General features: G+C 65.1%; 16 protein-coding genes. 9 read left to right on the top strand and 7 right to left on the bottom strand.

Features of this window, described 5'->3' with window-relative positions; all coding sequences use genetic code 11:
• Nucleotides 1-23: 23 nt before the first annotated feature.
• The 3 genes from AC1RQK_RS28155 to AC1RQK_RS28145 all read right to left on the bottom strand — a co-directional run bounded on the left by AC1RQK_RS28155 (nucleotide 24) and on the right by AC1RQK_RS28145 (nucleotide 3,675).
• A complete protein-coding gene (locus AC1RQK_RS28155) occupies nucleotides 24-836 on the bottom strand; it encodes a MetQ/NlpA family ABC transporter substrate-binding protein (RefSeq protein WP_492375115.1) in 813 nt (270 codons plus the stop codon).
• Nucleotides 837-1,310: 474 nt separating this feature from the next.
• Nucleotides 1,311-2,585: an O-acetylhomoserine aminocarboxypropyltransferase/cysteine synthase family protein gene (locus AC1RQK_RS28150; protein WP_492812483.1), complete on the bottom strand. Its 1,275-nt coding sequence runs from the start codon at nucleotides 2,583-2,585 to the stop codon at nucleotides 1,311-1,313.
• Nucleotides 2,586-2,706: 121 nt separating this feature from the next.
• The gene (locus AC1RQK_RS28145) at nucleotides 2,707-3,675 is read right to left on the bottom strand and encodes an aliphatic sulfonate ABC transporter substrate-binding protein (RefSeq protein WP_492375117.1); all 969 of its coding nucleotides are present in this window, start codon (nucleotides 3,673-3,675) and stop codon (nucleotides 2,707-2,709) included.
• A gap of 691 nt (nucleotides 3,676-4,366) precedes the next feature.
• On the opposite strand from AC1RQK_RS28145, the gene cyoA reads away from it, so the two are divergent.
• The 9 genes from cyoA to AC1RQK_RS28100 all read left to right on the top strand — a co-directional run bounded on the left by cyoA (nucleotide 4,367) and on the right by AC1RQK_RS28100 (nucleotide 14,162).
• Nucleotides 4,367-5,335, top strand: a complete 969-nt coding sequence (cyoA, locus tag AC1RQK_RS28140) for a ubiquinol oxidase subunit II (RefSeq protein ID WP_492812481.1) — start codon at nucleotides 4,367-4,369, stop codon at nucleotides 5,333-5,335.
• Nucleotides 5,336-5,343: 8 nt separating this feature from the next.
• Nucleotides 5,344-7,320, top strand: coding sequence for a cytochrome o ubiquinol oxidase subunit I (gene cyoB, locus AC1RQK_RS28135; protein WP_492375119.1), 1,977 nt, complete (start codon nucleotides 5,344-5,346; stop codon nucleotides 7,318-7,320).
• Nucleotides 7,321-7,323: 3 nt separating this feature from the next.
• Nucleotides 7,324-7,974 (top strand): cytochrome o ubiquinol oxidase subunit III, encoded by a 651-nt coding sequence (gene cyoC, locus AC1RQK_RS28130; RefSeq protein ID WP_477133450.1) that lies wholly within the window; start codon nucleotides 7,324-7,326, stop codon nucleotides 7,972-7,974.
• Nucleotides 7,974-8,348, top strand: coding sequence for a cytochrome o ubiquinol oxidase subunit IV (locus AC1RQK_RS28125; RefSeq protein ID WP_150987177.1), 375 nt, complete (start codon nucleotides 7,974-7,976; stop codon nucleotides 8,346-8,348). The genes cyoC and AC1RQK_RS28125 overlap by 1 nt, the downstream gene beginning before the upstream one ends.
• A gap of 390 nt (nucleotides 8,349-8,738) precedes the next feature.
• Nucleotides 8,739-9,521: a GntR family transcriptional regulator gene (locus tag AC1RQK_RS28120; RefSeq protein ID WP_043356066.1), complete on the top strand. Its 783-nt coding sequence runs from the start codon at nucleotides 8,739-8,741 to the stop codon at nucleotides 9,519-9,521.
• A gap of 62 nt (nucleotides 9,522-9,583) precedes the next feature.
• Nucleotides 9,584-10,630, top strand: a complete 1,047-nt coding sequence (locus tag AC1RQK_RS28115) for a Rieske 2Fe-2S domain-containing protein (protein ID WP_492812478.1) — start codon at nucleotides 9,584-9,586, stop codon at nucleotides 10,628-10,630.
• Nucleotides 10,630-11,574: a PDR/VanB family oxidoreductase gene (locus AC1RQK_RS28110; protein WP_492812476.1), complete on the top strand. Its 945-nt coding sequence runs from the start codon at nucleotides 10,630-10,632 to the stop codon at nucleotides 11,572-11,574. Before AC1RQK_RS28115 ends, AC1RQK_RS28110 begins: the two co-directional genes overlap by 1 nt.
• A gap of 64 nt (nucleotides 11,575-11,638) precedes the next feature.
• Nucleotides 11,639-12,976, top strand: coding sequence for an MFS transporter (locus AC1RQK_RS28105; protein WP_253931963.1), 1,338 nt, complete (start codon nucleotides 11,639-11,641; stop codon nucleotides 12,974-12,976).
• 91 nt (nucleotides 12,977-13,067) lie between these two features.
• Entirely contained in the window at nucleotides 13,068-14,162 is a 1,095-nt protein-coding gene (locus AC1RQK_RS28100) for a porin (RefSeq protein ID WP_492812474.1), read from the top strand.
• 91 nt (nucleotides 14,163-14,253) lie between these two features.
• Here the strand turns inward: AC1RQK_RS28100 and AC1RQK_RS28095 are convergent, their stop codons facing one another.
• From AC1RQK_RS28095 to AC1RQK_RS28080, 4 genes are read right to left on the bottom strand one after another with little or no spacing between them, the layout of a single operon-like run.
• Complete coding sequence (locus AC1RQK_RS28095; RefSeq protein ID WP_492812472.1) at nucleotides 14,254-15,618, bottom strand: LLM class flavin-dependent oxidoreductase; 1,365 nt, start codon at nucleotides 15,616-15,618, stop codon at nucleotides 14,254-14,256.
• Nucleotides 15,619-15,629: 11 nt separating this feature from the next.
• Nucleotides 15,630-16,580 carry a TauD/TfdA dioxygenase family protein gene (locus tag AC1RQK_RS28090; RefSeq protein ID WP_492375125.1) on the bottom strand — a complete coding sequence of 317 codons (951 nt, stop codon included), beginning with the start codon at nucleotides 16,578-16,580 and terminating at the stop codon, nucleotides 15,630-15,632.
• Between the two features lie 31 nt (nucleotides 16,581-16,611).
• Nucleotides 16,612-17,454, bottom strand: a complete 843-nt coding sequence (locus AC1RQK_RS28085; RefSeq protein ID WP_492375126.1) for an ABC transporter ATP-binding protein — start codon at nucleotides 17,452-17,454, stop codon at nucleotides 16,612-16,614.
• Between the two features lie 56 nt (nucleotides 17,455-17,510).
• Complete coding sequence (locus tag AC1RQK_RS28080) at nucleotides 17,511-18,332, bottom strand: ABC transporter permease (protein ID WP_492812469.1); 822 nt, start codon at nucleotides 18,330-18,332, stop codon at nucleotides 17,511-17,513.
• Nucleotides 18,333-18,359: the final 27 nt, after the last annotated feature.

The following is an 18,359-nucleotide window of genomic DNA, read 5'->3' as shown; positions in this document are numbered from 1 at the left end:
GCGCCATCGGTGCGCGGCCTGGCTTAGCGCTGGTAGGCCGGCGGCAGGAAGCCGGCAAAGCGTTGCTGCGTGGTCGCCTTGAATTCCGGCGACTGGTAAGCCTCGCGGATGTCCTTGACGAACGGCTTGCCGGTGTCGGCGGTGCGCACGGCAACCAGGTTCATGTAGTAGTCGGGAATCTTTTCCAGGCTGAGCGCTTCGGTTAGCTTGAGGCCGGAGGACAGCGCGAAGTTGCCGTTGACGAAGGCGAAGTCCACGTCGTCGAGCGAGCGCGGCAGTTGCGCGGCTTCGAGCTGGATCAGCTTGAGCTTGTTCGGGTTGCCTTCGATGTCGCGCTCACTGGCGCGGATCGGGTCGGTGCCGGCCTTGAGCGTGATCCAGCCGATCTGCTGGAGCATGGCGATGGCGCGTGCCAGGTTGGACGGATCGTTAGGCAGCGACACCGACGCGCCCGGCTTCACTTCCGTCAGCGACTTGTGCTTGCGGCTGTAGATGCCGATCGGGGCGGTGGGGACCTGGATGACTTCCGACAATTGCAGCTTGCGGTCGCCGGAGAACTTCTTCAGGTAGGCCACGTGCTGGAAGGCATTGGCGTCGATGGCGCCATCGGCCAGCGCCAGGTTGGGCTGCACGTAGTCGCTGAACTCAACGATAGTGACCTTGTAGCCTTTTTTTTCCAGCAGGGGCTTGATGCCGTAGCGGATCTGGTCGGAGTAGGGACCAGCGGTGGCGCCGAAGCGGATTTCCTTTTTGTCCGGATCAGCCGCGCCGGCCGTCTGGATCGCGCCGAGCGCGAGCACCGCGGCAATCAGTCGAATTCCGAAACCCAGTTTCATCTAAAGCTCCCCGTATTGTTTGTGTGCATCGTGGCTTACCGGGATGGCGGCAAGCAAGGATGCCCATTGTAGGGAAGTGCATACGTTCAAGGAACGAGTAAAAATGCATGGTCTTATAACGCACTTGCATATGCCTGTATGTGGGTTTGCAGGCGTTCGTGTGACGCCAACGGCTGTTGCGCTGCGGAATATGCATACGCAATCGGGTAGTAGTTGCGGGATAACCCGTATTGCGGTTATGATTGAACTGTCTCCTCCAATCCCACCAAGGAATTGGATTCGCGCCCGCCTCATTGGTGGGCGTTTTTGTTTGTGCTTCCCATTTTTGGGCTTCCAAGCGGGCTTAAGCGGCGGGCTTAAGCGATCGCCAGCGCGGCGGAAAACAAGAAGGGCCGGTGGCATCCATGTGCCACCGGCCCTTCTTGTTGCGAGCGCCGCGTTGCGACGCCAGCTACTGCGCTACCCCGCCACCCCTCAGGCCGCGGCCAGCGCGCGCTCCAGGTCTTCCAGCAGGTCGTCGATATGCTCGATGCCGATCGACAGGCGCACCATGTCTTCGCTGACACCAGCGGCCTTCAGCTCGGCTGCGTCGAGCTGGCGGTGCGTGGTGGAGGCCGGATGGGTCGCCAGCGACTTGGCGTCGCCGATGTTGACCAGGCGGGTGAACAGTTGCAGCGCGTCCAGGAAGCGCGCGCCGGCTTCGCGGCCGCCGCTCTTCAGGCCGAACGACAGGATGCCGGGGCCGCGCCCGCCCAGGTAGCGCTGCACCAGCGCGTGGTCCGGGTGCTCCGGCAGGCCGGCAAAGTTGACCCACTCCACCTTGGAGCTGGCCTTCAGGTGGCGCGCGACAGCCAGCGCGTTCTCGGTGATGCGGTCCAGCCGCAGCGCCAGGGTCTCGATGCCTTGCAGGATCAGGAAGGCATTGAACGGCGACAGCGCCGCGCCGGTATTGCGCAGCGGCACCACGCGGGCGCGGCCGATATAGGCCGCCGCGCCGAGCGCTTCGGTGTAGACCACGCCGTGGTACGACACATCCGGCTCGTTCAGGCGCTTGAAGCGCGCCTTGTGCTCGGCCCACGGGAACTTGCCGCTATCGACGATGGCGCCGCCCACGCTGTTGCCGTGGCCGCCCAGGTATTTGGTGAGCGAGTGCACGACGATGTCCGCGCCATGCTCGAACGGACGGCACAGGTAGGGCGAGGGCACGGTGTTGTCCACGATCAGCGGGATGCCGTGGCTATGCGCCACCTTGGCAATGGCTGCGATATCGACGATGTTGCCCAGCGGGTTGCCCACCGACTCCACGAAGATCGCCTTGGTGCGCGCATCCACCAGGTCGCCGAAGGCGGCCGGGTTGCGGCCATCGGCAAAGCGGGTCTCGATGCCGGACAGGGGCAGCGTGTGCGCGAACAGGTTGTAGGTGCCGCCGTAGAGCTGGCTGGCCGAGATGATGTTGTCGCCGGCCTCGGCGATGGTCTGGATGGCATAGGTGATGGCCGCCATGCCGGACGCCAGCGCCAGCGCGCCCACGCCGCCCTCGAGCGCGGCCAGCCGCTGCTCCAGCACGTCGTTGGTGGGGTTCATGATGCGGCTGTAGATATTGCCGGGCACCTTGAGGTCGAACAGGTCGGCGCCGTGCTGCGCGTTGTCGAACGCATACGCGACGGTCTGGTAGATCGGCACGGCCACGGCACGCGTGGTGGGGTCCGGGGAGTAGCCGCCGTGAACGGCAATTGTCTCGATTTTCATGATGTCGTTGTCTTTTTGTTGGAATGAATACGCTCAGGAACGGGCATGGTAGCAGCCGTGGTTCGCGTGTGCCATCCGGGGCGGACCGCGCGGGCCCGCCCCGGATTCGGGCCTTGGCCCCTTACTGGCTGGCCAGGGGGAAGCTCGCCTGCCAGACGTTGTCCTTGACCTTGACGGCGGTGGGGATCAGTTTCTGCTCATGGAACAGGTCGGCCACCCGCTGCTGGGCGGCGATCACCTCCGGCGTCACCGGGGTGGCGCCGTACGGCACGCGCTTGAGCCAGGTCTCCACGACCTGCGTGTCCAGGCCCACGGCAGGCGCGAGCAGGGCGGCAGTCTCGCCGGGGTTCTTCACCACCCACAGGCCGGTCGTGCGCAGTTGCTCCAGGATGGCATTGACCACTTGCGGCTGCGCTTTGACGAAGCCGTTGGCGGCTTCATAGAAGTTGAAGGGGGAGGGCACGCCTTCATAGTCGGCGATGGTGCGCACCTTCAGCGCCTTCTGCGCCAGCGCGTAGTACGGGTCCCAGACCACCCAGGCGTCCACGTTGCCGCTCTCGAAGGCGGCGCGCGCATCGGCGGGCGGCAGGTAGATCGGCTGGATGTCCTGCAGGGCCAGCCCATGCTTGTTCAGCAACTGCACCAGCAGGTAGTTGGAGCTGGAGCCTTTTTGCAAGGCGATGCGCTTGCCGCGCAGGTCGGCCACCGAGCGGATCGGCGACTTCTCCAGCACGAACAGCGCCTCGTTGGTCTTGCCGCCTGGCTCTGCGCCCACGTAGACAAAGTTGGCACGCGCCGCCTGGGCGAACACTGCCGGCGGCGCGCCCGTGTAGCCAAAGTCGATGCCGCCGGCATTGAGCGCCTCCAGCAACTGCGGGCCGGCGGGGAATTCCTTCCACTCCACCTTGAAGCCGAGCGGGGCGAGCTTTTTCTCCAGCGAGCCCTGCGCTTTGAGCACGGCCAGCAGGCCGGCCTTCTGGTAGCCCACGCGGACCGACGCGTCGGCGGCATGGCCGGCGGCGGACCAGGACAGCGCGGCGATGGCCAGGGCGCGGCCGACAACGGGTAGCCATTGGCGGAAAGGATGCATTGCGATGTTCTCCGAAGTCGACGATGCGGTAGCAAGGATCTGAGGTTGGGATGCGGCCCTATGGTTGCGAAATCGCGCGAGGAGGGGAACGAAGGTTATTGCATTTGCATAGAACCGCGGCGGGCGCAACGCGCCGGCAAGCAGGTTTTGGAGGTCCATGGCATCCTGCTTTCCACCGCATTGCCCACTGAAATGCTCACCGCACGCGCGTTGCGGTTTGTGCAGCTGCTTTCAAGGGTGCGCACCCCTGCGACACCTTGCCGCAGTCAAAAATGTCTCGGCTTAGTTGGGTGTTGCCTGTGAGATGGCAGAAGAAGCTGCATTGTCCGATTTTCCGAACAGTGTGTTCTATATCACGGGTTTACCCTCAATGCTGCGATGCGGTAGATTCGCGGCCACGATGTCTGACGTACCGCGAACCTCACCCGAACACCCTGCTTGCCCACCAGGCAAGCTCGCCGGGCCGCGCCACGCCGACGTCCTCCTGTGTGGACCGCCGCAGTCCCACTTTGATCCGTCCCACAAGGACCAAGCCAGGCTGCCGCTGATCGGCGCGTCCCCCGGCACACCGGTCGCTTGACCCGGATCTGACCCAGTTTCCCCCAAGCCTTAAGCCTGCCTCTTGCTCGCGCATCTGGCAGCAGAATCACGCCGCGCCGTCGCTGCCGTGGCCAACTCAACCAGTCGTGACATGAAGATACCCAAACTTCCGCGTTGGACGCGGCTAATGCCTTGCGCCGCCGTGCTCTTGCTGGCCGGATGCAACATGGCCGTGCTAGATCCGAAGGGCCAGATTGGCGCCGACGTCAAAAACATCATCCTGATCGCGACCTGGTTGATGCTGCTTGTCGTGGTGCCGGTGATCGTGCTGGTCTTCACCTTCGCCTGGAAGTACCGCGCCAGCAACAAGTCGGCCCGCTACGAGCCGGACTGGTCCCACTCGACCGGGATCGAAGTCGTGGTCTGGCTGATTCCCTGCCTGATCATCCTGGTGCTGGGCATCATCACGTGGAAGTCCTCGCACGACCTGGACCCCTATAAGCCCATCGAATCCAACGTCAAGCCGATCACCATCGAGGCGGTTGCGCTGAACTGGAAATGGCTGTTCATCTATCCGGACCTGGGCATTGCCACGGTCAACGAGATCGCGTTCCCGGTGAACACTCCCGTGAACTTCAAGATCACGTCGGATTCGATCATGAATTCCTTCTTCATTCCGCAACTGGGCAGCCAGGTGTACGCCATGGCGGGCATGGAGACCAAGCTGCACCTGATCGCCAGCGAGACCGGCGCGTTCGACGGCATGTCGGCCAACTACAGCGGCGGCGGCTTCTCGGGCATGAAGTTCAAGGCCAAGTCGGTGTCGAACTTCGACTTCGAGGCGTGGGTCAAGCAGGTCCGCGCCTCGTCGAGCCAGCTGACCCTGGCTGACTACAGCGCGCTGGCCAAGCCCAGCGAGGCGAATCCCGTGGCGCTGTACGCCAAGGTCGATCCGCAGCTGTACCACGGCATCCTGCACAAGTACATGGACGGCGCCGGTGGCGCTATCGCCGGCAACGGCACCTCGTTTGGTCCCGTCTGCACCTCGCGCAACACCCTTGGCGTGAGCCAGGTGTCCATGGCCGCGCCCGCTACGCCGGCGCCGGGCTCGAATTCCTAGGAGTAGAGATGTTTGGCAAATTGAGTTTGGATGCCATCCCGTTCCACGAGCCCATCATCATGGGCACGTTGACGATGGTGGCGCTGGGTGGCGTGGCGCTATGCGCGCTGATCACCTATTTCGGCAAGTGGAAATGGCTGTGGAACGACTGGTTCACCTCGGTCGACCACAAGAAGATCGGCATCATGTATTCCGTGGTTGCGCTGATCATGCTGCTGCGCGGCTTTGCCGACGCCATCATGATGCGTACCCAGCTGGCGTTGTCCACCAACGGCTCGCCGGGCATCCTGCCGCCTGAGCACTACGACCAGATCTTCACCGCCCACGGCGTGATCATGATCTTCTTCGTGGCGATGCCGCTGATGACGGGCCTGATGAACCTGGTCGTGCCGCTGCAGATCGGCGCGCGCGACGTGGCCTTCCCGTTCCTCAACACGCTGAGCTTCTGGCTGTTCGTTGCCGGCGCGATGCTGGTCAACGTCTCGCTGGGCGTTGGCGAGTTCGCGCGCACCGGCTGGCTGGCCTATCCGCCGTTGTCCGGCATTGCGTACAGCCCTGGCGTGGGGGTGGACTACTACCTCTGGAGCTTGCAGATCTCGGGCCTGGGCACCTTGCTGACCGGCGTCAACTTCCTGGTGACCATCCTCAAGATGCGCGCCCCGGGCATGACCCTGATGCGCATGCCGGTGTTCACCTGGACCGCGCTGTGCACCAACGTGCTGATCATCGCCGCTTTCCCGGTGCTGACCGTCACGCTGGGCCTGCTGGGCCTTGACCGCTACCTGGGCATGCACTTCTTCACGAACGAAATGGGCGGCAACGCCATGATGTACGTGAACCTGATCTGGATCTGGGGCCACCCCGAGGTGTACATCCTGATCCTGCCGGCATTCGGCATCTTCTCGGAAATCATCTCGACGTTCTCCGGCAAGAAGCTGTTCGGCTACAAGGGCATGGTCTACGCGACCTGCGCCATCATGGTGCTGTCGTTCCTGGTCTGGCTGCACCACTTCTTCACGATGGGCTCCGGCGCCAACGTGAATGCGTTCTTCGGCATCACCACCATGATCATCTCCATCCCGACCGGGGTGAAGATCTTCAACTGGCTGTTCACCATGTACCGCGGCCGTGTGCAGATGACCACGCCCGTGCTGTGGACGCTGGGCTTCATGGTCACCTTCGTGATCGGCGGCATGACCGGCGTGCTGATGGCAGTGCCGGCGGCTGACTTCGTGCTGCACAACAGCCTGTTCCTGATCGCCCACTTCCACAACGTGATCATCGGTGGCGTGCTGTTCGGCTACATCGCCGGCATTACCTACTGGTTCCCGAAGGCCTTCGGCTTCAAGCTCGACGAGCGCCTGGGCAAGTACGCGTTCTGGTGCTGGATCATCGGTTTCTACCTGGCCTTCATGCCGCTGTACGCGCTGGGCTTCATGGGCATGACCCGTCGCCTGAACCACACCGACAATCCGGCGTGGAACCCGTACCTGTACGTGGCCGTGCTCGGCGCCGCGTTTGTTGGCCTGGGCATCCTGTTCCAGATCCTGCAGATCGTGGTCAGCGTGCGCCGCCGCAAGGAACTCCTCGACGTGACGGGCGACCCCTGGGGTGGCCGTACGCTGGAGTGGGCAACTTCGTCGCCGCCGCCGTTCTACAACTTCGCGCATACCCCGGTGGTGCGTGACCTGGACGCGTTCGCCGACATGAAGGCGCGTGGTGAAGTGCCGCAGCAACAAGCGCACTACGAGCAGATCCACATGCCGAAGAACACCGGCGCCGGCTTCTACATCGGTGCCTTCAGCCTGGCGCTGGGCTTTGCCCTGACCTGGCATATCTGGTGGCTGGCGGCGGTAGGCCTGGTTGGCATGATCGTCAGCTTTATCTTCCGCAGCAACGACGACCACATCGACTACTACGTGCCCGCGCACGAAGTCAAGGCGGTCGAAACGAGCCATTTCCAGCGCATTGCGTCACAGGCCTGAACCATGACGACTGAAGTCCTACAGCGTTATCCCGCGCATGGCGCCGCCCAGGCGCATGCCCACTCGCACGATCATTCGCACGATCACGCCCATCACGACACCAGCGCCAACACGGTGTTTGGTTTCTGGGTGTACCTGATGAGCGACTGCATCATCTTCGCCGGGTTGTTCGCCGCGTTCGCGGTGCTGCGTGGCGAAGTGGCAGGCGGCCCGTCGGGCAAGGAGTTGTTCGAGCTGAACTACGTCCTGGTCGAGACCTTCCTGCTGTTGTTCAGCAGCTTGACCTCGGGCATGGCAATGATCTCCCTGCATAACGGCCAGCGTGCCCGCCTGCAGTTCTGGCTTGGCATCACGTTCTTGCTGGGCGTGGCGTTCATCGGCATGGAAATCAACGAGTTCCATCACATGATCGCCGAGGGCGCCGGCCCCGAGCGCAGCGCCTTCCTGTCGTCGTTCTTCACGCTGGTCGGCACCCACGGCCTGCACGTGGCGAGCGGCCTGCTGTGGATGGCTGTGCTGATGTGGCAGATCTCCCGCAAGGGCCTGACCCCGACCATGACCAAGCGCCTGGCCTGCTTCGCCTTGTTCTGGCACTTTCTGGACATCGTCTGGATCGGCGTGTTCACCGTGGTCTACCTGATGGGAGCGATGTAATGGAACATAGCAACGTCTCTGCCGCCGGCGCTCACCGCGCCCACGACGGGCACGGCACCACGTCCGCAGGCGCCAGCCATGGCAGCGTCAAGTCGTATGTGATCGGCTTCGTGCTGGCGGTGATCCTGACCGTCATCCCGTTCAAGCTGGTGATGGGCGGCACGCTGGAAGCCTCGACCACGCTGGCCGTGATCCTGGGCCTGGCGGTCGTGCAGATCGTCGTGCACCTGATCTATTTCCTGCACCTGGACAGCTCGTCGGAGCAGCGCTGGAACGTGATGGCCCTGGCCTTCACCGCGCTGATCCTGCTGATCGTGGTGGCGGGCTCGCTGTGGATCATGCACAACATGAACGCCAATATGATGGTGCATTGAGCGTGAAGGGTGGCTAAGCGCGGTTCGGCTTTCTGTCGAACCGCGTCACGCAAACGATGTGACAAGACGACCCGGTCGCGTGAGCGCCCGGGTCGTTTTTGTTTGTGCGGCAGCGGAACATGTGTTTCTGGCATCGCGGGCAGTGGGTTTTTGCCCCGCCAGGCCTTGATTCTTAGTTGTATACAACATGTTCTATGTGGTCGAGTATTCCCCCGAAATACGCTGCCTGTCTTCTCGTTACTCTCTGGTTCTTCGCGTTTTATCGACGTTTACCCTCGGTTTTCAGCTTTCACATTGCCTGGTCAGTTTCTTGTGGATACACTCTGTATTCAACAGCGGCCATCTTGCATCACCGGACACGCTCGCCCCCACAATGAGAGACAGCGCATCATGCAGACCGACAACGACAACGACAATCTCAGCGACAGCAAAGCCGGCGCCAGCGCTTCCCAGGCGGTCCGGGCCCTGCTCGGATTGCGGGAGCTGATCCTCGGCGGCGATCTCGCGCCGGGCGCCCGTATCTCCGAACTGTGGGTGGTTGAGCGCCTCGGCGTCTCCCGCACCCCGATCCGGGCCGCGTTGATCCGGTTGCAGGAAGAAGGCCTGGTCGAGCCCATCCCATCCGGCGGCTTTGCGGTCCGTTCCTTCGCCGAAAGTGAAATCAGCGATGCGATCGAACTGCGGGGCACGATGGAAGGCATGGCGGCACGGCTTGCCGCGGAGCGTGGCGTCGGCCAGACCATCCTGAGCGGCTTGCGCGACTGCATCACGCAAATCGACACGGCGCTCACCGGCGAGCTGACCGCGGTCAAGTTCTCTGCTTACGTCGATCTCAACGCGCGCTTCCACCAGTTGTTGGCTGAGGCGGCCGGCAGCCCCCTGGTTGCACGGCAGATCGAGAAAGTGATGAATATCCCGTTCGCCTCCGCCAGCGCCTTCGTGATGGTCCAGTCCATCGATGAAAGCGCGCGCGAAATGCTGCTGCTTGCGCAGGCGCAGCACCGCTCGGTGGTCGAGGCGATCGAGCTGCGCGAGGGCGCCCGCGCCGAAGCGCTGATGCGTGAACACAGCCGCATCGCCAACCGCAACCTCAAGATCGCCATGCAGAACCAGCAGGCGATGTCGCAGGTGCTCGGCGGCAGCCTGATTCGCCGCGCAGGCCGCCCGGCCTGACCTAATCCACTTTCGTAAGTCACTGAACCTTGGCGCGCTCGGGCGCCAGGGAGGGGATCGCTATGTTTCTGAAAAACACCTGGTACGTGGCCTGCACGCCGGACGAACTCGCGGGAAAGCCGCTTGGCCGCACGATCTGCAATGAAAAAATGGTGCTGTTCCGGGGCGAGGACGGCAACGTCGCCGCGCTGGAGGACTTTTGCCCGCACCGTGGCGCGCCGCTTTCGCTGGGTTTTGTCCGCGACGGGCAACTGGTCTGCGGCTACCACGGCCTGACCATGGGCCGCGACGGCAAATGCGCCAGGATGGCCGGGCAGCGCGTCGGCGGGTTTCCGTCGATCCGCAGTTATCCGGCCGTCGAGCGTTACGGTTTTGTCTGGGTCTGGCCTGGCGACGCCGCGCTGGCCGATGCGGGTGCGATCCCGCATCTGGAGTGGGCGGTGAGCGCGGACTGGGCCCACGGCGGCGGGCTGTATCACATCCATTGCGACTACCGGCTGATGATCGACAACCTCATGGACCTGACCCATGAGACCTACGTCCATGCCTCCAGCATCGGGCAGGCCGAGATCGAAGAGTCGGCACCGGCCACCAAGGTCGAAGGCGACATGGTCGTGACCGGCCGGCATATGGAGGGCATCATGCCGCCGCCGTTCTGGGCCGCGGCGTTGCGCGGCAATGGCCTTGCGCACGATGTGCCTTGCGACCGCTGGCAGATCTGCCGCTTCACGCCGCCAAGCCACGTCATGATCGAGGTGGGCGTGGCGCACGCGGGCAAGGGCGGGTATCACGCCGAGCCGCAGCACAAGGCGTCGAGCATCGTGGTGGACTTCATCACGCCGGAAGCCGAGACCTCGATCTGGTACTTCTGGGGCATGGCGCGCAACTTCAAGGCAGACGACGCGCAACTGACCGAAACCATCCGCGAAGGGCAGGGCAAGATCTTCGCCGAAGACCTGGAAATGCTGGAGGCACAGCAGCGCAATATCCTGGCCAATCCCGAGCGCAAGCTGCTCAAGCTGAACATCGATGCCGGCGGCGTCCAGGCGCGGCGGATTCTGGATCGCCTGCTGCAGCAGGAACAGGCCGGGCAGGCGGAGGGCGCGTGATGCAGGTCAGGATCGCAAGCAAGGCCGACGCGGCGTCGGGCATCGCCGTGTTCGAGCTGGTCGCGCCGCACGGCGGCACCCTGCCGGCATTCACCGCGGGCGCGCATATCGACGTACGGATCGCGCCGGGACTGGTGCGTCAGTACTCCCTGTGCAACGACCCCGCCGAGACCCATCGCTACCAGATCGGCGTGCTGCGCGACCCCGCCTCCCGGGGCGGGTCGGTGGCCATGCACGCGCTGGCAGTCGGCGCCACGCTGGACATCAGCGAGCCGAAGAACCACTTTCCCCTGGCCGCCGGCGCCGCGCATTCGATCCTGCTCGCCGGCGGCATCGGCGTCACGCCGATCCTCGCCATGGCGCAGCGCCTTGCGCAATCCGGCGCCTCGTTCGAGTTGCACTACTGCACCCGCTCGGCGGCGCATACGGCGTTCCGCGAACGCCTTGCGCACGAGGATCTCCGGGACCGCACGCATTTCTATTTCGACGAGCCGCCGGGCCATCGGGCTGACCTGCCACGCTTGCTCGTCGCCCCCGGCGCACGGACGCATCTCTATGTGTGCGGCCCCGCCGGCTTCATGGATGCGGTGCTGCGCCGGGCGAAGGAGGCCGGCTGGCCGGAGGCGAATCTCCACCGCGAATACTTCGCCGCGCCCGAGGTGCCGGGCGCCGTCGCCGGGGCGTTCCAGGTGAAGGTCCAGAGCAGCGGACTGGTGATCGATGTCGAGCCGGAACAGACGGTGGTGCAGGCGCTGTCGGCCAATGGCGTGGAGATCCAGACCTCCTGCGAGCAGGGCGTGTGCGGGACCTGCCTGACGCGCGTGCTGGCGGGCGAGCCGGACCATCGCGATGCCTATCTGACCGATGAGGAACGCGCCGCCAACGATCAGTTCCTGCCGTGCTGCTCGCGCGCCCGGACGGGTTTGCTGGTGCTGGATTTGTAGTTGCCGTCAATCCAGATCGATCGGATCGGCCGGGTAAATCAAAATAAAACCATGGAGGTAGACAATGAAGCTCGACATCAGGGAAACCATCAACCAGGGCGAGATGAGCCGGTTCCAGATCATGGCGGTAGCGATCTGCATCGTGCTCAATATGCTCGACGGCTTTGACGTACTGGCGATGGCGTTTACCGCCTCGCATATCTCGGCCGACTGGCACCTGAGCGGCAAGGAGATTGGCGTCCTGCTCAGTGCCGGGCTGTTCGGCATGGCGGCGGGATCGCTGTTCCTGGCGCCCTGGGCCGACCGGCTCGGGCGCCGCCCCGTCATCCTGCTCTGCCTGGTGACGATCTCGGCGGGCATGCTTTGTTCTGCCTTCGCGCAGAGCGTGACCCAACTGGCGGCCATGCGGGCGATCACCGGGCTGGGCATCGGCGGCATGCTGGCCAGCATCAACGTCATTACGGGCGAATACGCCTCCGACAAGTGGCGCAGCACCGCGATCGTGCTGCAGGCCACCGGTTATCCGGTGGGCGCCACGATTGGCGGCGCCATCGCCGGCGTGCTGTTGCTGCACTACGGCTGGCGCAGCGTCTTCGTTTTTGGCGGGCTGGTCACGCTGGCCATGATCCCGGTCGTGCTGGCACGCTTGCCTGAATCGCTGGACTTCCTGATCGCCAGGCGCCCGGCCGGCGCGGTCGACAAGCTCAACAAGCTTCTCGCCGGCATGGGGCGCGAACGCATTACCGAAATGCCGGCGCGCGCCGCCGCGCAGACGCCAGCCCAGGGCGGGGTTCGCAGCTTGTTTGGCGGTCGCCTCGCCATGCAGACGCTGATGATCTGGACTTCGTTCTTCCTGGTGATGTTCAGCTTTTACTTTGTCCTGAGCTGGACGCCGAAGCTGCTGGTGGCGGCCGGCATGTCGGCGCAGCAGGGGATTACCGGCGGCGTGCTGCTCAACGTCGGTGGCATCGTGGGCGGCACGTTGTTCGGTTTCCTTGCCGCGCGCATCGGGCTCAAGCCGCTGCTGTGGAGCTGCTTTGTCCTGACCGCCTTGTTGCTGGTGGCATTCGGCATGTACGCCAATACCTTGTCGGTGGCGTTCGTGCTGGCCCTGTTCATCGGTGGCGGCATCTTCGGCTGCATGGTCGGCTTGTACGCCTACGCGCCCATTCTCTATCCGGCGCAAAACCGCACCACGGGCATGGGCTGGTCGATCGGCATGGGCCGCTTCGGCGCGGTGCTGGCCCCGCTGGTCGCCGGCGCGCTGGTCGACGCGGGCTGGCCCACCTCAAACCTGTACTACGTCTTCGCGCTGCCGCTGCTGGTAGCCATCGCCAGCGTCGGCTTGCTTGGCCGGTCCCCGGCCGCCGACGGACAAGCGGTACGTATCGCCGCGCACTGAGCGGTACCACATAGAACGCGCAATAGCGTGCCGACATTGGGCGGCAGGCCCCCGGCTTGCCCCAAATCTTAGAAGAAACGGGAGGATGACAATGAAACTTGGACATATGGTCGCAGCCATCGCGGCAGCGATCCCGGTGGTTGCCGCGGCGCAGAACGTGACGGCTTATGGGGTGGTGGATACGGGCGTGGAGTACATCTCCCATATCGGCGCGGCGAAGGACAATGTCTTGCGCATGCCGAACCTGACTGGCACGGTGCCGTCGCGCTGGGGCTTGCGCGGCACCGAGGACCTGGGCGGCGGCATGAAGGCAATCTTCTGGCTGGAGTCCGGGTTCGGGCCCGATAGCGGCGCCAGCAACCAGGGTGGACGCCTGTTCGGCCGCCAGGCGCTGGTGGGCCTGGCGGGGAACTGGGGGCAGGTCGCGCTGGGACGGCAGTACACCATGCTGTTCTGGGCCATGGCCGATCCCGACATCCTGGGGCCGAACGCCTTCGGATCGGGCTCGCTGGATAGCTACCTGCCCAATGCACGCACGGACAATGCCATCTCGTACAAGGGTACCTTCGGCGGCCTGACCGCCGGCGCCACCTACAGTTTCGGCCGCGATACGGTCAACGCGGGCCCGAGCCCCTCGGGCACCAACTGCGCCGGGGAGAATCCAGCGGACCAGCGCGCCTGTCGGGAGTGGTCCGCGATGCTCAAGTACGACACCGCGACCTGGAGTGTGGCAGCCGCCTACGATTCGCTGCGCGGCGGCCCGGGTGCCTTCGCCGGGCTGAACCGCAGCAGCCTGACGGATGACCGCCTGTCCATCAACGGCTATGTACTGGTCAACCGGGACACCAAGATCGGCCTGGGCTGGCTACGCCGGGACAACAGGGCCAGCCCGGCCCCCGTGAGCGACATGTTCTACGGCGGCGTGACGTATCAGGTGACGCCGGCCTTCAGCGTCGACGGCGAGGTGTTCAACCTGCGCTATCACAACAGCGCGGACAAGGCATGGCTATTCGCGGCGCGCGGCGTCTATGCCTTCACCAAGCGCACGTCCGTCTACGGCACGGCCGGCTTCATCAACAACGGCGGCAACCTGGCGCTGTCCGTCAGCAATGCGGGAACGGGCACCAATCCCGCACCCGGCGGTAGCCAGCTTGGTGCCATGGTCGGGATGAAACACGTGTTCTGACCATGCAAGCATGGCTGTGCTTGCGCAGCCCTGTCGCCTCGGACGGGCCAACTGGCAACCCTTGCTTCTTCGCAAGGCAATGCCTGGCCCGTCAGGCCACCTGCCGCGTGTCGCCAAACGCGCGCGGATGCGCCGGCCGCGCCAGGCCCAGGTGCTCGCGCAAGGTGCTGCCCGCGTAGCGCTCGCGAAACAGCCCGCGCCGGCGCAGCTCCGGCAGCACCAGTTCGATGAAGTCGTCGAGGCCGCCCGGCAGCCATGGCGGCATGATGTTGAAGCCGTCGGCGGCGCCGCCTTCAAACCAGGCCTGCAGCTGATCGGCGATGCTCTCGGCGGTGCCATGAATGGACCAGTGCCCGCGCGCGGTAGCCACGCGCAGGTAGAGCTGGCGAATGGTCAGTCCCTCGCGCCGGGCTAGCCCGGTCACCAGCTGGAAACGGCTCTTGGCGCCGTTGGGCTCGGGCAGGTCGTCGGGCAGCGGCCCGTCGAGCGGGTAGCCGGAGAGATCCACGCCGCCGAGGTTCTGCGACAGCAGGGCCAGCCCCACGGCCGGATGGATCAGGCTTTGCAGCGCCTCGAATTTCTCCTTCGCTTCGGCCTCGCTGCGCCCGATCACGGGGAACACGCCCGGCATGATCTTGAGCTGGTCGGGTGTGCGGCCATAGCGCGCCAGCCGGCCTTTCAGGCCCTGGTAAAAGGCCTGGGCATCCTCCAGCGACTGCTGCGCGGTAAAGATGACCTCCGCCGTGCGCGCCGCCAGTTCCTGTCCGGCCTCGGACGAGCCCGCCTGCACGATTACCGGATGGCCTTGTGGCGGGCGTGACACGTTGAGCGGCCCGCGCACCTGGAAATGCTTGCCGTGGTGATCCAGTGCGTGCAGCTTGTTGGCCGCGAAATGCAGGCCGCTTTCCTTGTCGTAGAGGAATGCGTCGTCTTCCCAGGTGTCCCAAAGCCCCGTCACCACATCCACGAATTCCTCGGCGCGCGCGTAGCGGTCAGCGTGCTCGGGGTGCTTGTCCAGGCTGAAGTTGCGCGCCTCGGCGTCGGACCACGACGTCACCACATTCCAGCCGGCGCGGCCGCCGCTCAGGTGATCGAGCGAGGCGAATTTGCGCGCGACGTGAAAGGGCTCGTTGTAGGTGGTGGAGACGGTGGCCACCAGGCCGATGCGCTCGGTCACCGCGGCCAGGGCCGAGAGCAGTGTCAGCGGCTCGAAGCTGGCGGCGCGCGCCGTGCGGGGCAGGGTGGCGTCGTCAAGCGCGCGGATTGCGACGCCGTCGGCGAGAAAGATCGTATCGAACTGCGCGGCCTCGGCGCTTTGCGCCAGCCGCACATAGTGCGCAAGATTCTGCCCGGCGTCGGCCTGCGCGCCGGGGTGGCGCCAGCCGGCCACATGGTGGCCGGTGGCTTGCAGGAAGGCGCCGAGCTTGAGCTGGCGCTTCTGTGCGGGTTGGCTCATCTGCGGCTCCCTTATGCGGCGGCGCGCGCCGGCGCCGCGTGGTTGGCCGGCTCGGCTTGCTTGGGCGCGGCGGACTTCACCGATACGCTGCGGCGTCCGTCCACGCTGACCGGCACATCGCCCGCGATGGTCACCCGGCGTACCACGCGTTTCGCATCGCCGTAGTCGTTGATGGCGTAGTGCTGGGTGGCGCGGTTGTCCCAGATCGCCACGTCGTTGGCGCGCCAGCGCCAGCGCACCGTGTTCTCAAGGCGATGGACGTGGTCTTGGAGTACGGAGACCAGATGCTGCGAGTCGGAGGACGAGTAGCCAAGCAGCTTCTTCACGAAATGCCCCAGCACCAGCGTGCGCTCGCCGGTTTCCGGGTGCACGCGCACCACCGGATGCTCGGTCTCGTAAATGGCGGCGGTGAAGACCTCGCGGTAGCGCTTGATGGCTTCGGTGCTGACCGTGTTGCGGGTGGCGGCGTAATCGTAGTCGTTGGTATGCAGCGCCCACAGGCGGTCGGCCAGTTCGCGCAGCGCCTCGGGCAGATCCTGGTAGGCTGCCGCCGTATTGGCCCATACGGTGTCGCCGCCGGCGGCGGGAATGACCACGCCGCGCAGCACGGACACCTGCGGGTAGGCCAGGTCGAAGGTCACATCGGTATGCCAGGAGTTGGCGCGGCCGCCGTGCTCGGAATCGAGTTCGAGCAGGAACCGCGTGCCGTCGCGCGAGGGCACGGTGGGGTGGGGCACGGGCGTGCCGAACAGGCTGGCAAAGCCTTCCTGGGCTTTGTCGTCCAGGTGGTCCTGATCGCGCAAGAACAGCACCTTGTGGCGCAGCAGCGCAGCGCGCACGGCGCCGAACGTGGTGGCGTCGAGGTCCGGCGCCAGCTTGATGCCGCGGATCTCGGCGCCGATGCGCCCGGCTACCGGGTGGATGTCTAGCCTGACTTGTGCTGTGGCTTGCTGCTGGGTCATCTGGGATTCTCCTGTGGGCGAGGGGCGCGATTCAGATCGCGAACTGGATATGGGGTGGCAGCCGGTCGGTGGTTTCCGGATCGGGTTCGCGCTTGATGGGCGCTTCCGCGAGATCGGCCGGGCGCCCGGTGAATTCCTGCAGCACGTCGTCCTTGACGCGTGCGAAGCCCAGCGCGGCGCGGTCGCGCGGATGGGCCAGCGGCACCGGCAGGATGCGCCGGATGCGCCCGGGCCGCGGCTCCATCACCACCACGCGATCGCCCAGGTAGATGGCTTCTTCGACATCGTGCGTGACCAGGATCATGGTGATGCCCTCGGCCTGCCAGATGCGGTGCAGCTCCTGCTGCAGGTAAGCGCGGGTCAGGGCGTCGAGCGCGCCGAAAGGCTCGTCGAGCAGCAGGATCTCCGGGCGCGTGACCAGCGCGCGGGCAATGGCCACGCGCTGGGACATGCCGCCCGATAGCTGGTGGGGGAACGCGGTCTCGAAGCCGGCCAGCCCCACCAGCGCGATATGCTCGCGCACCGTGCGGCGCTTCTCGGTCTCGGTCAGGTTGGCGTTGAGCAGCGCCGTGCGGATGTTCTGCTCCACCGTCAGCCACGGGAACAGCCGGTGCTCCTGGAACACGATGCCGCGGTCCAGGCTGGTGCCCACCACGCGCTTGCCGTCGAGCAGGATCTCGCCCTTGTAGTCCTCCTCCAGCCCCACCACCAGCCGCAGCAAGGTCGATTTGCCGCAGCCGCTGGCGCCGACGATGCTGACGAACTCGCCGGGCGCGATGGACAGCGTGATGTCTTCGAGGACGGGCAGGGGCTCGCCCTTGACTTCATATTGCTTGCGCAGGTGCGCGATATCGAGCGTGCCGGCTCGGGCCATGACAGGTCTCCGGGATGGGTTCAGAAGCAACGGGTTCAGAAGCAATGGGTTCAGGATCAGAAGGCGGCGACTGAGCGCCCGCGCCACGCCAGCAGGCGGCTCTCGATACGGCTGGCGATCCAGTTCAGCGTAGAGCCGACCAACCCGACCACGATCACGCCGAAGATCACCAGGTCCATCCAGAAATTCTCGCGGCCATCGGTCAGGGTGTTGCCGATGCCCTTGCCGGACACCAGCATGTACTCGGCGCCGAGCGTGGCCAGCCAGGCGTAGATCAGTGCCAGGTGGATGCCGGCGAAGATCGACGGCGAGGCCGACGGCAGCACCACGCGCAGTAGCACCTGCCGGCGCGAATACTTCAGTACGTTGGCCACTTCCAGCAGATCGGCGGGCACGGCGCGGATCCCCTCGAAGGTGTTGAGCACCACGGGGAAGAAAGCCGCGAGCGATAGGAACACCACCTTGGCGGTGTCGCCCAGCCCGAACCAGACCGAGATCAGCGGGATCCAGGCGAACAGCGAGATCTGCTTGATGGTGTGGAACGTCGGCCCCACCAGTTGCTCGAACAGCCGCGACAGCCCCAGCGCGGTGCCAAACAACAGGCCCACGCTGGCACCCAGCGCGAAGCCGGCAACGTCACGCCACAGGCTGGCCGACAGCGCGACAAACAGCGCGCCGCTGCGCACCTGCTCTACCGCCGTGGCCCAGACCTTGGACACCGGCACCAGCAGCGGCGACGTGCTCCAGCCAAAACGCACCGCGGCCCACCACAGGATGATCAGGCCGATAGGAAGTACCCAGCCGCGCAACGCGCGCGGGAGGCGCAGGGAGCGCGGGTTGCCGGATTTCGTTACCAGCGTCGCGGAGGCATCGGCCATGTTGTTTTCCTTTGCTGTTGATTTGCG

The organism is Cupriavidus sp. GW822-FHT02D05 (assembly GCF_058802485.1).
The sequence above is the reverse complement of the archived record's forward strand: the minus strand, read 5'-3'. Positions and strand labels throughout refer to the sequence as shown.